This window comes from Pseudarthrobacter sp. NPDC058329, assembly GCF_042879835.1.
In the GTDB taxonomy this organism is placed as follows: domain Bacteria; phylum Actinomycetota; class Actinomycetes; order Actinomycetales; family Micrococcaceae; genus Arthrobacter.
In genome coordinates, this window is the sequence record NZ_JBHVZR010000002.1 from 327,417 (window position 1) to 341,513 (window position 14,097).

General features: G+C 66.4%; 10 protein-coding genes and 1 rRNA gene. 4 read left to right on the forward strand and 7 right to left on the reverse strand.

Annotation, left to right across the window (positions count from 1 at the left end):
* Position 1: 1 nt before the first annotated feature.
* Both ACFVYC_RS06000 and ACFVYC_RS06005 read right to left on the reverse strand, forming a co-directional pair.
* The gene (locus tag ACFVYC_RS06000) at positions 2 to 880 is read right to left on the reverse strand and encodes an amino acid ABC transporter ATP-binding protein (protein WP_387547881.1); all 879 of its coding nucleotides are present in this window, start codon (positions 878 to 880) and stop codon (positions 2 to 4) included.
* On the reverse strand, positions 880 to 1,935 hold the full coding sequence (locus tag ACFVYC_RS06005; RefSeq protein WP_387547883.1) for an amino acid ABC transporter permease: 1,056 nt from the start codon (positions 1,933 to 1,935) through the stop codon (positions 880 to 882). The genes ACFVYC_RS06000 and ACFVYC_RS06005 overlap by 1 nt, the downstream gene beginning before the upstream one ends.
* Positions 1,936 to 2,198: 263 nt before the next feature.
* On the opposite strand from ACFVYC_RS06005, the gene ACFVYC_RS06010 reads away from it, so the two are divergent.
* From ACFVYC_RS06010 to ACFVYC_RS06025, 4 genes are all read left to right on the forward strand, one after another.
* Positions 2,199 to 4,172 carry an FAD/NAD(P)-binding protein gene (locus ACFVYC_RS06010; RefSeq protein WP_387547886.1) on the forward strand — a complete coding sequence of 658 codons (1,974 nt, stop codon included), beginning with the start codon at positions 2,199 to 2,201 and terminating at the stop codon, positions 4,170 to 4,172.
* A gap of 3 nt (positions 4,173 to 4,175) precedes the next feature.
* Complete coding sequence (locus ACFVYC_RS06015; RefSeq protein WP_387547889.1) at positions 4,176 to 4,757, forward strand: GNAT family N-acetyltransferase; 582 nt, start codon at positions 4,176 to 4,178, stop codon at positions 4,755 to 4,757.
* 48 nt (positions 4,758 to 4,805) lie between these two features.
* On the forward strand, positions 4,806 to 6,545 hold the full coding sequence (locus tag ACFVYC_RS06020) for a helicase HerA-like domain-containing protein (RefSeq protein ID WP_387547890.1): 1,740 nt from the start codon (positions 4,806 to 4,808) through the stop codon (positions 6,543 to 6,545).
* A 72-nt stretch (positions 6,546 to 6,617) separates the two neighbouring features.
* Positions 6,618 to 7,610 carry a hypothetical protein gene (locus ACFVYC_RS06025; RefSeq protein ID WP_387547892.1) on the forward strand — a complete coding sequence of 331 codons (993 nt, stop codon included), beginning with the start codon at positions 6,618 to 6,620 and terminating at the stop codon, positions 7,608 to 7,610.
* 149 nt (positions 7,611 to 7,759) lie between these two features.
* Here the strand turns inward: ACFVYC_RS06025 and ACFVYC_RS06030 are convergent, their stop codons facing one another.
* From ACFVYC_RS06030 to rrf, 5 genes are all read right to left on the reverse strand, one after another.
* On the reverse strand, positions 7,760 to 8,638 hold the full coding sequence (locus ACFVYC_RS06030; protein WP_387547893.1) for an endonuclease domain-containing protein: 879 nt from the start codon (positions 8,636 to 8,638) through the stop codon (positions 7,760 to 7,762).
* Between the two features lie 173 nt (positions 8,639 to 8,811).
* Entirely contained in the window at positions 8,812 to 10,851 is a 2,040-nt protein-coding gene (locus tag ACFVYC_RS06035; protein WP_387547895.1) for an NHL domain-containing thioredoxin family protein, read from the reverse strand.
* Positions 10,851 to 13,004 carry a cytochrome c oxidase assembly protein gene (locus tag ACFVYC_RS06040; RefSeq protein ID WP_387547897.1) on the reverse strand — a complete coding sequence of 718 codons (2,154 nt, stop codon included), beginning with the start codon at positions 13,002 to 13,004 and terminating at the stop codon, positions 10,851 to 10,853. The genes ACFVYC_RS06035 and ACFVYC_RS06040 overlap by 1 nt, the downstream gene beginning before the upstream one ends.
* Before the next feature lie 119 nt (positions 13,005 to 13,123).
* Entirely contained in the window at positions 13,124 to 13,411 is a 288-nt protein-coding gene (locus tag ACFVYC_RS06045) for an HU family DNA-binding protein (protein WP_104045996.1), read from the reverse strand.
* Between the two features lie 381 nt (positions 13,412 to 13,792).
* Positions 13,793 to 13,909 (reverse strand): 5S ribosomal RNA (gene rrf / locus ACFVYC_RS06050).
* Positions 13,910 to 14,097: the final 188 nt, after the last annotated feature.

Consider the following 14,097-nt stretch of genomic DNA (forward strand, 5'->3'; position numbering starts at 1 on the left):
TTTAGATGTTGAAAGCCGGTTCGAGCACCTTGGAGAAAAAGCTCCGGGTGCGCGGTTCCTGCGGGTTGGTGAAAATCTGTTCCGGGGTGCCTCGTTCCACGATCTGCCCCTCGTCCATAAAGACCACGGTGTCCGCCACGTCGCGGGCGAACCCCATTTCGTGGGTGACGATGATGAGCGTGGTACCGGATTTCGCGAGTTCGCGGATGACGTCCAGCACTTCGTTGACCAGCTCAGGGTCCAGGGCCGAGGTGGGCTCATCGAACAGCAGGATCTTGGGATCGAGGGCCAGGGCGCGGGCGATCGCCACGCGCTGCTGCTGGCCGCCGGAGAGCTGGCGGGGGTAGGCGCCGGCACGGTCCTTGAGGCCTACGCGGTCCAGCAGCTCCAGGCCGCGGCGCCGCGCCTCTTCCTTGGACCGGCCCTGGGCGACGACTGGCGCTTCGGCCACGTTTTCGAGTGCGGTGAGGTGCGGGAACAGGTTGAAGTTCTGGAACACCATGCCGATTTCGGTGCGCTGTTTCAGGATGTCCTTCTCGCGCAGCTCATGCAGCCGTTCGCCACGGACCTCGTAGCCCACCAGCTTGCCGTCAATGGCAATGAAGCCGCCATCCACCTTCTCAAGGTGGTTGATGGTGCGCAGCAGCGTGGACTTGCCCGAACCGGACGGTCCCACGATGACGGCGACGCCGCCCGGCTCCACCGTCAGGCTGACGCCCTTGAGGACCTCGGTGGCACCGAAGGATTTACGGACTTTGGTGATTTCCACCAGCCCCCGGGTGGCTGCGCGCTCCTGCGTCGGAGCTTCGGCAGATTCCTGGGCACCTGTTGCCGGGGCAGGGCCGGCGGGAGCAGTGGCGGCAGTTGCAGCGGTGGTCATCAGAGGCTCCTTGCCCGGTTGTTGGCCACGGCGTGGGTGGCGAAGAATTTGCGGGCCTTCTGCAGGGGCGTCAGCGGCAGGCTGCGCACCGCACCCTTGGAGTAGTGCCGTTCGATGTAGTACTGGAAGACGCTGAGCACCGAGGTGATCACCACGTACCAGAGGGTGGCCACGAGGAGCAGCGGGAGGACCTGCTGGGTGCGGTTGTAGATGACCTGCACGGTGTAGAAGAGCTCGGAGTACGCCAGGACGTACACAATGGACGTGCCCTTGACCAGGCCGATGATCTCGTTGAAGGCGGTGGGCAGGATGGCCCGCATGGCCTGTGGCAGGACGATGCGGGTGGACCTCCGCCACGCCGGGATGCCCAGCGCGGTCGCGGCCTCAAGCTGGCCCTGGTCCACCGAGAGGATGCCGCCGCGGATGATTTCGGCGGAATACGCTGCCTGGTTCAGGGTCAGGCCCAGCACCGCTGCCGCGAACTGGCTGATCAGCGTGGTGGTCTGCACCTCGAAGAACCGGACGTCGGTGAACGGGATGCCGAGGCTGATCTTTTCGTACAGGTAACCCAGGTTGTACCAAAGCAGCATCTGGACCAGGAGCGGTGTGGACCGGAAAATCCAGGAGAACGTCCAGGACACCGAGACCAGCAGCGGGGAGGCGGACAGCCGCATCAGCGCCAGGATAAAGCCCAGCACAAAACCGAGGATGCCGGAGATGGCGGTCAGCTTCAGGGTCTCGATCAGCCCGTTGATGACCGACTGGGCAGTGAACCACTGCGCCACAACGCCCCACTCCCACCGGGGGTTGGTGGCCAGGGATAAGGCGACGCCAAGAACGCCAAGGGCCACCACTGCGGTGCCCACCCAGCGCCAGGGATGCTTTGCGGCCACCACACGGTACGCGGAGTAGTCGGTAGCCACCCGCGGCGTCCCGTCTTCCGGCGGGGCGCCGCCCGCACCGGAAGCAGCTGCCTCAGTGGCGTCCGGCGCCGGCCCGGCAGCCGGCTGTGCTGACTTTGTTGACTGCGCCGCCGTAGTTGCTGCTGAACTCATGCGCCACCTCGTTTCACTGGTTGGGCCGGAGCTGATTGCCCCGGTTACTGGCTGCAAATCTAGGACCGGCCGGAAGGGCCCAGCAAGGCAGCAAGTTGCATAACTTCACCGGAGTTCGCACAGCGTCATGAGTCGGTTTTTTGCGTCCTTTGACGGGATGTGACGCGGAGTTAACGAGCGTGACCGGCCGCTCGACCGCCGTCGGAATCGCTGCCTAGCATGGGCACTCCAGCCGCCCCTAACCGCCGCCACCAGGAGTACCCATGCCAACGCACATCCCGGCCGTCGTCTTCGTCGGCGGCGGGCCGCGCACGGCCGGAGTCCTGGAGCGGATGGCCGCCAACCGTCCGGAGCTCTTCGGCGGGCAGCTGAATATCCACGTCATCGAGCCGCACATCCCGGGGTCCGGCCGCATCTGGCGCTACGACCAGGATCCCGGACTGCTGCTGAACTCCACCGCGGCGGACATCACCATGTTCACCGATGCCTCGGTGGCCTGCGAGGGTCCGGCCAGCCGTGGTCCGAGCCTGGCTGAATGGGCCGCGGCCGTGGTCGACGGCTCCATCACCGATGTGCCGGACTTCCCCCGCCCGTTGCGGGAGCAGCTGCGCTCCCTCACCGGCGCCACGTTCCCCACCCGCCAGCTGCAGAGCCAGTACCTGGAGTGGTTCTTCCGCCGCGCAGCCAGGTCCCTCGACCGCAGCGTCACCGTTCACCGGACCACGGCCGTGGCTGTCAGCCGGGCAATCGAGGAGCCTTCCCCCGCCGATTCCACCGAAGGCGCCGGCAAGCACCTCGTGGAGCTGGCCAACGGCCGGACCCTGCAGGCCGACGTCGTGGTGACCGCGCTGGGCCACACCGATGCCCGTCCTGATGCCACCTCTGCTGCCTGGGCCGGCTTCGCCGAGCGGCACGGCGGCTACCACGCGGCACCTAGCTACACCACCGACGTCGACTACTCACCCATCGCCCCGGGGCAGGACGTGATTGTTTCCGGGATGGGCTTGGCCTTCGTTGACCTCCTCGTCATCCTGATGGAAGGACGCGGCGGACGCTTCGTTGAACTTCCCGACGGCGGCCTGAAGTACCTTGCCTCGGGAAGGGAGCCGAGGCTGTGGGCAGGTTCGCGCCGGGGAGTGCCGTACCACTCCAAGATTTCCGCAGCGCTCCGGGGCGAGGCGCCGGGTCCGTTGCGTTTCCTGACTGCCGCAGCGGTGGACGCCCTGCTCGAGCGGAGCGGAGAGCTCGATTTCCGCCGGGACCTGTGGCCGCTGATCGCGAAGGAGGCCGGGTACGGCTATTACCGGGAGCTTCTGACCGGCAGCCCCGCCCTGGCCGCCATGGGCTGGGACGAGTTCGCCGCCCGCTACTCGGACCTCCACTGGTACAGCCCCGCCCGCGAGGAACTCGTGGCTGCCGCGGTACCGGATGCCGCCCTGCACCTTGACCTGGAACGGCTGGACCGGCCGTTCACCGGCCGCCGCTTTGCAGGGCATCAGGACGTGCAGGATGCGGTGGTGGATTACATCGAGCACGATCTCGCCCTGCGGGACAGCCCCGACCACCCCGAAACCCTTGCCCTTTTCCTTGCCCTGCTCCACGTGTACATGGAAGTGGGGCGGTTGGTTCCGCCGGAGCGCCTCAACGCCAGGTCCCAGCAGGTGGTGCACGGCTGGTGGCACGGGTTCTTCAGCTTCGTGGACTCCGGGCCGCCGCCCCACCGCCTCCGCCAGATGCTTGCCCTGCACCGCGCCGGTCTGCTGCAGTTCCTCGGCCCGGATGTTGAGGTGGCCGCGGACGAGTCCACCGGACTGTTCCGTGCAAGCTCCCCGCGGTCTGACATGTCGGTGGCAGCGGCGGCCCTGATCGAAGCACGACTGCCCTCCCCCACCGTGGCCCGGTCGCTGAACCCGGTACTCGAATCCCTGCACCGGACGGGCCTGGGCGCGGAGCAGCAACTGCTGACCGCCGACGGCATCCATTCCACGGGCAAGCTGCTGATTTCCAGCCGGCATGAACTGGTGGGCGCCGAGGGAACGCCGCAGCCCACGCTCTTTGGCATCGGCCCCGGCACCTCTGGCTGGGGCGCAGGAGCCTTCGCACGGCCCGACACCAACGCCGCGCCGTTCCGCGAAAATGATGCCCTTGCCCGGACCATCCTCACCGCAGCCCATGGCCTCGCCGTCCGGGAGTCCGCCACCCTGTCCACAGCACCCGCCGCCGTCGGAAAGAACTGAACCGTGACTGCAGAACCGAACCTCGCGCGCCAACCCGTCGGAATTGAGCGCCAGCCCACCGCTGCTGCGCGCCAGCCGCTCGACCCCGGCGCGCTGACGGTCCTCATCCTGCCCATGCACGATCCGCGGGTCAGGCCGCTCCTGGACGAACTCGCCGTCGAATATGACACCCGCTATGGCGACCTCTTCGGCCGGAAGGCGGCAGCGGAGGAACTCAACCGCTACCCGGCAGAAGAATTCGAGGGGCCCGGCGGAGCACTCCTGGTGGTGCAGGAGAACGGCGAGTCGATCGCCGGCGGAGCCTTCCGCCGCTATGACTCCGGCACCGCGGAGCTCAAACGGATCTGGACGCACTCCGCCCACCGCCGCCGGGGCCTGGCAAGGCTGGTGATGACCGAGCTGGAAACCCTGGCTGCGCGCCGCGGGTACACCAGGCTTTACCTCACCACCGGTCCCCGCCAGCCCGAAGCAAAGCACCTCTACCTCACTACCGGCTACCAGCCTCAATTCGACCTGGACGCGGACCCGGAGACGTTGAAGTTCCTGGCGTTCACCAAAGAGCTTTCAGAGGTTCCGCCGAACTGACGTTTCCTACCCCCGCCAGCAGGGCATGGCCGCCGCTATGCTAGCGGCATGGCCAACAAAACCACAGCAGAGAAGCTAGCCACCATCCAGAAGGGGTACACGCTGGAGGGGCCCGCCATCGAGCTGGGCGCCGCCATTGTGGACGGCGAACTCCATAAGGAGGCGCAGGTCCGCCTGCCGCTGGCCATGATGAACCGGCACGGGCTGGTGGCAGGCGCCACCGGCACCGGCAAAACCGTCACGCTGCACATGATGGCCGAACAGCTGTCCACCGCGGGTGTTCCGGTCTTCCTGGCTGACATCAAGGGCGACCTCTCGGGCCTGGCCACCGCGGCCGCCGGCAGCGAAAAGCTCGCGGCACGCACCGAAGGCATCGGCCAGTCCTGGCAGGGCAAGACGTTCCCGGTCGAGTTCCTGGCACTGGGCGGGGATGGCAACGGTGTCCCGGTCAGGGCCACCGTGACGTCCTTCGGCCCCATCCTGCTCTCGCGGATCATGGAGTTGAACGACACCCAGGAATCCAGCCTGCAGCTCGTGTTTTACTTTGCTGACAAAAACGGCCTGGAGCTGATCGACCTGAAGGACCTCCGGGCGGTCATCCAATTCCTGACCTCGCCTGAGGGCAAGGACCAGCTGGAGGAGCTGGGTGGACTGTCCAAGGCGACGGCGGGAGTGATCCTGCGCGAGCTGGTGAGCCTCGAGGCCCAGGGATTGGAGAAGTTCTTCGGCGAACCGGAGTTTGATACCGCCGAGCTGCTGCGGACCGCTCCGGACGGACGCGGAGTGGTCACCTGCCTGGAACTGCCCACCCTGCAGACCAAGCCGATGCTGTTCTCCACGTTCCTGATGTGGCTGCTGGCCGATCTCTTTGAGGACCTGCCCGAGGCCGGCGACCTGGACAAACCCAAGCTGGTGTTTTTCCTCGACGAGGCCCACCTCCTTTTCAACGACGCGTCAAAAGCGTTCCTCGAGGCCATCACCACCACCATCCGGCTCATCCGTTCCAAGGGTGTGGGAATCTTCTTCGTGACCCAGACCCCCAAGGACGTGCCGGCTGATGTCCTCGGCCAGCTCGCCAACCGCGTACAGCATGCTTTGCGGGCGTTCACTCCGGAAGACGCGAAAGCGCTCAAAGCCACGGTATCCACGTTCCCGATGAGCGACTACGACCTGGAGGAGACACTGACTTCCGCCGGAATCGGCGAGGCCGTGATCACCGTGATGAACGAGAAGGGCGCACCTACGCCGGTGGCCCTCACCCGGTTGCGCGCCCCTGAATCCGTGATGGGACCCAGTGACGAGGCCCTGGTCCGAAGCACCGTGGCGGGGTCGGCTCTGCTGGGCAAGTACGGGACCGCCGTGGACAACCCCTCGGCATACGAGAAGCTCACGGGCAAAGCGGCGGCTCCCACCGGCCCCGCTGCGCCCGGCCAGCCGCCTGTTCCCGGTGCTGGTGCTTCCGGCAGCGGTGTTCCCGCCGGCAGTCCGGACGGCCGGACAGCCGGCGGTTTCGACGTCGATGCCGAGGCGCGGCGGATCGAAGAGGAGATCCTTGGGCGGCCCAGCAGCCGGACCGCGCCCACCAGGAACAGTCCGGACCGTGCCCGCGCGGAAGCACCCCGGACTACCCGCCAGGAACCGGGGGGCGGCATGGTGGGCGACCTCGGCGGCGTCCTGGGTGGAGCCCTGGGCGGCGGGCTGAAGAGCATGGCCCGGTCCATTGGAACCCAGCTGGGACGGGAGCTGCTCCGCGGAGTGTTCGGCACGTCGTCACGGCGCCGCCGCTAAGGGAAGCCGCCGCAGTGCGCTGACTCAACTGCCGCCGTCGGGCGCATGGCAGGTAACGTATGGAACGTGCAGATGAGTCAAGCGTTGGTGAGGATAGCGGCCGGATGGCTGCTGGGCCTCATGCTTGCTGTGGCCGGCGCCATCGTTGCCATCAACCTCGTGAACAATACATTGGCCAGCCCGCAGCAGCCCGTCCGCGAGTATGTGGCGGCCCTGCAGAGCGGCGAGGGCGGCAAGGCGCTGGGGCTCCTGCGGGCCACCGTGCCGCCCAGCAACGCCGCAATGCTCGACGGCACCGCGCTGCAGACCGCCGCTTCCCGCTTTAGCAATGTGAACATCGGCGAGGCCGAGGAACGTCCGGGCGGCCAGGTGATGGTGCCCATGGAATACTCCATCGACGGCAGCCGGCTGCGCACCGAGTTTGCGCTGCAGAAAACCGGAGCCGAGTGGATCTTCTTCAACACGTGGGCGTTTGTCCCGTCCCGGTTGCCTACCGTTGATGTCACGGTGGTCAACTCCAGCGAGGCCACGGTCAACGGAGTGGACGTCAACATGCCGAACGGCCGGAATTCCTTCGCCGTCTTCTACCCGGGCGAATACGAGGCCACGGTGAACGGCGAGTACTTTTCTGCCCCCGCCACCCGTGCCACCGTCACCGCCCGCGACGCCCCGGTGGCCCCGCTGAACCTGCTGACCCAAGCCACGGATAACCTGAAGACGGACGTGACGGCGAAGGTCAGGGAGTTCCTGGACGGGTGCGCTGCCCAGGCTGTCAAGGAGCAGAAGCTCCAGCCGGACTGCCCCTTCTACTACGCCAGCAACAACCGGGTCCAGGACGGCACCATCAAGTGGTCCGTCACCGAGTATCCCAACGTGGCCATCGAGCCCTTCGACGGGCGCTGGGTGGTAGCGCCGCTGGACGGCAAGGCGAAGGTGGAGGCCCTCCAGCAGAACCTGTTCACCGGTGCCTGGTATCCGCTGGACGAGGAAGTGGACTTCAGCTTCACCACCCGCCTGGACGTCGCCGGGGACACCATCAAAGTCACACCGCTGCTGAGCTTCTAGGCTCGGCCAGGCCAGACGCGGGCTGCCGCTTAGCCTGCCGGCGTCACTCAGGGCACGTCTTTAGGCTCACGGTCCACGTCAAACCCCGAAATCCCGCGGATCCCTGTTCCGCAGGCGCTAAAACGGTGCTTCTCGTGACGCCGAACCAGCTACCGCCGCCGTCCGAGCACTGCCAAAACCTGGGCGACCATGGCCTCGGGGCGGTGCACCACGTCCGAGTAGTAGTACCGCAACGCCGTGTATCCCTGGACCACGGACTCGTTGTTCCGCCGGTGGTCCTTCTTGACCTGTTTCCATTCCGCATGGTGCCTCCCATCAAGTTCGACCACCAGCCACCCGTCCAGCAGCAGGTCGACATATCCCACCCGCTCCAGGTAGGCCTGCGGCTGGACGCTGATACCTGCCTGGCGGAAGTAGGTCCGCGCCAGGGTCGCGAGGAGGGAGTCGGCGCCACGGTCCACCCAGTGCAGGACGGCCCGTGCCTTCCCGTTCCGGCGCCCCGGCAGCCGCTGGCGGAGGAATTCAACAGTCATGTCACCCCTCGCCACGGCGCACTCCACCATGACAAGTGCTTCAGGGAACGAAAGGCACCGCAGAGCATGAATCAGCACATCAGCCAGGGATGCCACCGGGTGTAATGAGGAAGCCGGCAGCAGCAGTCCGGCATGGTGCACGGCCCCATCCCCGACGGCCGCTTGTCTCCGGTGGTACACGTGGCGGAGCCCGGACGACGGCAAGAACCAGAGGTTGTGGTTCCGGGCAGCGCTCACGCACGTCAGCAGCTCGCGGTTCCACAGCACCGCAACCAACTCCGGAGATGCCGTCGGAAGCGCGTAGAGGCCCCGCTTTGGCTGCAGGACCCCGCCACGCACCGCCCGGCGAAGTGCGGCATCGTCAACACCCAACCCGGCAAGCGTGGGCCTCCGGGCAGCACCACCGCACTGCTCCAGGGCTTTTGAGACGTCCATGGGGCCATAGTGGTGACATCCGTTGGTGTTCGGCAGGGGCGTGCCGCTGTATGTGGACATGCAACACCCCAGCCCAGGCGGCCAGCAACGTCACGGTGGGCACGCGTTTGGAGCTCCCCGCATCCGGAGGCCCCGCCATCCGGGGCTGGCCAAGTCCCGGGGCGCTTAAAGGCTGCCGCCCGTGACGCACATGTCACGGGCGGCAGCCTTTGGGTCAGTACGACGACGGCGGGTCAGTCCATGCCGCGCAGGTCCAGCACCAGCTCAGTATCGCCGTCGGGCTGCAGCAGCACCGGGATGCCCCAGTCCTGCTGGTACAGGTGGCAGGCCGCATGGTCCGGGATTTCGCCGTCCTCGGTCTCCGGGCCGTCGCAGGCAGCGGCGCGGGCGGTGATGTGCAGAACGCCCTCAGGCACGTCGGAGGACAGCTCAAGCGTCCGGAGCAGCCCCACCGACGTTCCGCCGCCGGACACCAGCAGCTCGGGCGGGGTGGAGGAGATCTTCAGCTGGGTGGGATCGCCCCAGCGGTCATCCAGCTTCTGCCCGGTGGGGGCGGTGAAGCGTACCGTGAGCTCCAGGGGGCCGGGAGCCACGGGGCTCTTCGGCCGGTGGGTCTGCGACGCGCCCTCGTCCACCTGCTGGGCTTCCTTGGGGATGGGCACGTAGACGAGCTTGTGCTGGTTGGCCTCCACCACGACCAGCAGCGGCCCGGAACCGGCTGACTGGGTGTGGTCCACAATCACGTCCGAGGGCTCGAGGAGTCCGCGCGCCAGCGTGGAGACGGTTCCCGCGGCGGGGTCGTACCGGCGTACCGCACCGTTGTAGGTATCGGCGATGGCCACAGAGCCGTCCGGCAGCACCGTCACGCCGAGCGGATGCTGAAGCCGGGCTTCGGGCGCGGCACCGTCCCGGAAGCCGAAGTCGAACAGGCCCTTGCCGACTGCGGACTCCACGGTGACCGTGCCGTCGTCGTCAATAACAAGCTTGCGGAGGGCCGACGTTTCGGAGTCGGCCACCCAGATGTTTCCGTCCGCGTCTTCCGCCAGCCCGGAGGGCTGCGCGAACCAGGCTTCGTGGGCGGCGCCGTCCAGCAGGCCTTCGAGTCCATTGCCGGCCTCGATGGCAACGGCTCCGGTCAGCGGGTCAAAGCTGAAGATCTGGTGAGTGCCGGCCATGGCGATCACCACGGCGTGGAGCTTGCTGGACCAGACGAGATCCCACGGCGAACTCAGCGAGACCTCGAGCGGGTGTTCGCTCAGGCGGCCGGTAAACCCGACGGCGCCCTCATCAACGCGGGCCGGGCCGGTCTCGAGCAGGCGCTGGATACCGTTGCCCACGACGGTGGTCACCTTGCCGTCCTGCAGGGAGAGACCGCGGAGCCGGTGGTTCACGGAATCTGCAATTACGACGTCGTAGCCCGCCTTGGCTGCCACGTCTTCCGGCAGCAGGACCAGGCCCTGGGGCTCGTTGAACCGTGCGGCGGCTGTGTCACCGGCGGCGGGTCCGTCGGCGTGGCCCCTGGTGCCGGAGCCGTAGGTGCCCAGGACAGTGTGGAAGTCGGTGTCCAGTTCCACAAGGCGGTGGTGGCCCGTGTCGGTGACCAGCCAGGACCCATGCGTGGCGGCGCCGTTGGAAGCTGAACCGGACGGTGCGGCACCTGCCGCAGTGCCGCCGTCGGACGTTCCCCGTGACTCAGCTGAGCCGCGCCCGGCGGGCAGGAAGAGCGCCTTGCCGGGGAAGCGCAGCGTGCCGGAAGTGGGCTCAGGCGCCACGTACGGGCCGGAGCCGCGGTGCAGCGTGCCCTTGGCTTCGTGCTCGGCGATGAGCTCGGGGACCAGGACAGCGAGGCCGTCCGCGTGGCCTTCGCCGGAGAGGTGCGCCACGATGTAGCCCTCAGGATCGATGACCACCAGGGTGGGCCAGGCGCGCGCGGTGTACGCCTTCCAGGTCTCCAGCTCCGGATCGTCCAGGACGGGGTGATGGATCTCATAGCGCTCCACGGCGGCTGCGAGGGCCACCGGGTCAGCCTCGTGTTCGAACTTCGGAGAGTGGACGCCCACGGTGACCAGGACGTCAGAGTACTGTTCCTCGAGCGGCCGCAGTTCATCCAGGACGTGCAGGCAATTGATGCAGCAGAAGGTCCAGAAGTCCAGCAGCACGATCTTGCCGCGCAGGGCATTGAGGTCCAGCGTTTTGCCGCCGGTATTCAACCAGTTACGGCCTACCAGTTCGGAGGCCCGGACCCGGGCATGGGTGCGTACGGTTTCGCTCATCAGCGTCCTTCCAGCTTGTTTCGTTCGGCCAGCCTGGCGTCGCGTTCAGCCAATTTGGCAAACATATCGTTGTAAGCGGTGAGATCGGCGTCGTTATTCCTGTCCGCCGCCCGGTCCACGCGTTTGGTCTCCCGCTGGTCGGAGCGGGACCACATGATCGCCACGCCAATGGCCACCAGCAGGGTGGGCACTTCACCGATCCCCCAGGCCACCGCGCCGCCGGTCTGCTGGTCCAGCAGCGCAGACTGTCCCCAGGCCCGGCCCAGGTTGCCGAAGTAGTCAGCAGCCAGCAGGTTGGTTCCGCCCATGATCGCCACGCCAAAGAAGGCATGGAAGCCCATGGTGGCCAGGAGCAGCAGCAGCCGCATGGGGTACGGCGCCCGGCGCGGCAGCGGGTCCGAGCCGATCATGCTCAGGACGAAGATGTATCCCGTGAGCAGGAAATGCACAATCATCAGTTCGTGGCCCACGTGCTCACGCATGGCGAAGCCGAACATGTCCGAGTAGTAGAACAGCACAATGGAACCGGCGAAGTTGGCGGCCGCGAAGAGCGGATGCGTCACCACCTGCGAGAACCTGGAGTGTACAAACACCAGCAACCACTCCCGCGGGCCGCGTGAACCGTCTCCGCGGGGCGGCAGGGCGCGCAGGGCCAAAGTCACCGGCGCGCCGAGGACCAGGAAGATTGGGGCCACCATGGTGAGCGCCATGTGGTCCACCATGTGCGCAGAGAAGAGAACGCGGCCATAGACCGACGGCGGGCCGGACGTGATGTAGGTGAGCACCAGCAGGCCGATGACCCAGTTCACGGACCGGAACCACTGCCACTTGTCGCCCCGGCGGTGGATCTTTGCCACGCCCAGGAAGTAGGAGACCAGCCCGAACAGTGCAACGGCAACCCAGAGCCAGTCCAGCCGCCATTCGGTGAGCCAACGGGCGGGGGTCAGCTCCGGGGGAAGTTCGTATCCGGTGAGGATAAAAGCGGGTGAGGCGTCGGGTGCATACGTGGTGGACTGGGGCGGGGCGGAACGGCCCAGGGCCACGGCCACGCCGGAGGTTGCCCCCATTACCAGGAATTCAGCCAGGACCAGCTGCCAGAGGACCCTTCGCGAGGACATGGTGGAGCCCTTGCAGTTCAGCTGCGGGATGACCCACTGCCGGTGCATAAAGCCGATCCCGCCCAGGACCAGCGTCGCAGCGGACTTGGCAAGGATCAGCTGTCCGTAGGGGGAGCCAAAGAGGTCAGCCCAGCTGGTGATCCGGATGCTGGCGTTGATGATGCCGGATGCAAAAACCAGCACGAAGGCGAAACCGGCCAGCGAGGAGAACCGGCGAAGCGTTGGTTCGGTGATGTCCGCGGTGTCGCCGGCTTTGGAACCTGTCAGGATGCCGGACAGCAGCGCCAGCAGGATGATGCCGCCTACCCAGGTACTGACGCCCACCAGGTGCAGGCCAAGGGAGTTGATGGCGCCTTCGTGGTCCGAGGAGCTCGAGGAGTGCCCGATCAGGGCTGTCGGCACCAGACCGATGAATGCCAGGGCCAGGGTTACGGCCAGCCCGGCCAGTGAGCGAACACCGAAGAGGGCGGTGGTCACTACTGCCGCGATGATGGTGACGGCCAGCCACGCACGGCCGGTCTCAATGTCGGTCATGAAGAAGACCAGGGCCTGGGTGAACTGGGCGTCGCCGGACACTCCCTGTCCTGCCACGTCCGCGTACGTGAGGACCAGGACGGCAATGGCGGACAGGGTCCAGGCCGCGCCCGCAGCGGCTGCAATGGCCAGGGCGCGGGTGAAGGCGGGATGTTCTGCGTCCTCCGCCACTGCCGCCCGGTCCCGGCTGCGGAGTCCGAGGCTCCGGGGAAGGATGCCCACAGCGAAGATAAGGCCGCCAACGACCGTGGCCACCGAAACGTTGTGAATGGCCTTGCTGACGGGCAGGCCCCAGCGGACCAGCGCACCCGGATCCGAGACCTCACGGGCAGCGGCAGCGCCGGAAAATATGAGTGCCGCTACGAGCCCGAGGAAGAGCGCTCCGAGGCCCGCCAGCTGCCATCCCCTGGAGACGCGGAGGGCGCCGCCGCCCTGCCCGGCGGCTCCCTTGCCGGGGGCTGACTGGGTTGCTGTGGATTGGGGTTTTGCGGCGGAAGGCACCTATCCATTGTCCGCTACCCTTGCCCGGGCCGCGAATCGGCTTAAAGCAAAAGGGGCGGCAACCGTATGGTTTGCCGCCCCTTGTCCACGCCGGTTCTTGATGCCGGGCGGAAGAAGCTTTACTTCTTGTTGGAGACCGCAGCCTTCAGCTTGGAACCGGCGGTCAGCTTGACGCTGTGGCCAGCGGCGATCTGGATGGTCTCGCCGGTCTGCGGGTTGCGGCCCGTGCGTGCTGCGCGGTCGGTGCGCTCGACGGCGAGCCAGCCCGGGATGGTGATCTTCTCACCGGCGGCAACGGAAGTCTCGAAAACCTCGAACAGTGCGTCGAGGACGGAGTTGACGGCTGCCTGGCTGGTGCCGGCCTTGCCTGCTACCTCTGAAACAAGTTCACTACGGTTCTTAGCCATTGATGTCCTCCTGGACGGTCATGATTTCTGGAGCCTGCACGCGGCATGCGCACAAGCCACTGTTCGAAAACTTACCAGCTTGGGCCGTCCTGGTCCGCAAATTCCGCGTGTTTCCGCGACTTTTTGAGGTTAATCACCAGATTCTTGAGGTTTTCGAGCCGCTTTCGCACCAAAGGCTGTCCTGTCGCACCACCCTGCGACGCTCTCTCACCTCCTGCATTATTCCGGGGAATGCTCTCGCACTCACTGCGGTATTCGTTGGGGTGCTCTCTTGGTGGGTGGGGTATGACGGCGGGGCTGCCGCAGGGTGCGTTTGGGTGGTGGTGGGTTTTAAATGCGGGAGGCCCCAACCGTTGTGGTTGGGGCCTCGACCTAATGGTTGTCCGGCGGTGACCTACTCTCCCACACCCTCCCGGGTGCAGTACCATCGGCGCTGTGGGTCTTAGCTTCCGGGTTCGGAATGGGACCGGGCGTTTCCCCCACGCTATGACCGCCGTAACCCTTGCTCCGCACCCCTTTTGGGGGTGGGAAATCTGTGGTTACAACATGTTTTTCTGCACTTTTTTGGGTGCAGTTGTGGTGTTGTTATTCAGTTATGTTCCCTGGCAACGGTACCCGGTTCGGGTTTGTTGGTTGGGAACCACATAGTGGACGCAAGCAGTCTTGTTTCTTTGTACCCTTCCCGT

Bases quoted from the DNA above. Each gene is read 5' to 3' on its own strand.
- ACFVYC_RS06000 (WP_387547881.1), bottom strand. From the start codon at position 880: ATGACCACCGCTGCAACTGCCGCCACTGCTCCCGCCGGCCCTGCCCCG.
- ACFVYC_RS06005 (WP_387547883.1), bottom strand. From the start codon at position 1,935: ATGAGTTCAGCAGCAACTACGGCGGCGCAGTCAACAAAGTCAGCACAG.
- ACFVYC_RS06010 (WP_387547886.1), top strand. From the start codon at position 2,199: ATGCCAACGCACATCCCGGCCGTCGTCTTCGTCGGCGGCGGGCCGCGC.
- ACFVYC_RS06020 (WP_387547890.1), top strand. From the start codon at position 4,806: ATGGCCAACAAAACCACAGCAGAGAAGCTAGCCACCATCCAGAAGGGG.
- ACFVYC_RS06025 (WP_387547892.1), top strand. From the start codon at position 6,618: ATGAGTCAAGCGTTGGTGAGGATAGCGGCCGGATGGCTGCTGGGCCTC.
- ACFVYC_RS06030 (WP_387547893.1), bottom strand. From the start codon at position 8,638: ATGTCCACATACAGCGGCACGCCCCTGCCGAACACCAACGGATGTCAC.
- ACFVYC_RS06035 (WP_387547895.1), bottom strand. From the start codon at position 10,851: ATGAGCGAAACCGTACGCACCCATGCCCGGGTCCGGGCCTCCGAACTG.
- ACFVYC_RS06045 (WP_104045996.1), bottom strand. From the start codon at position 13,411: ATGGCTAAGAACCGTAGTGAACTTGTTTCAGAGGTAGCAGGCAAGGCC.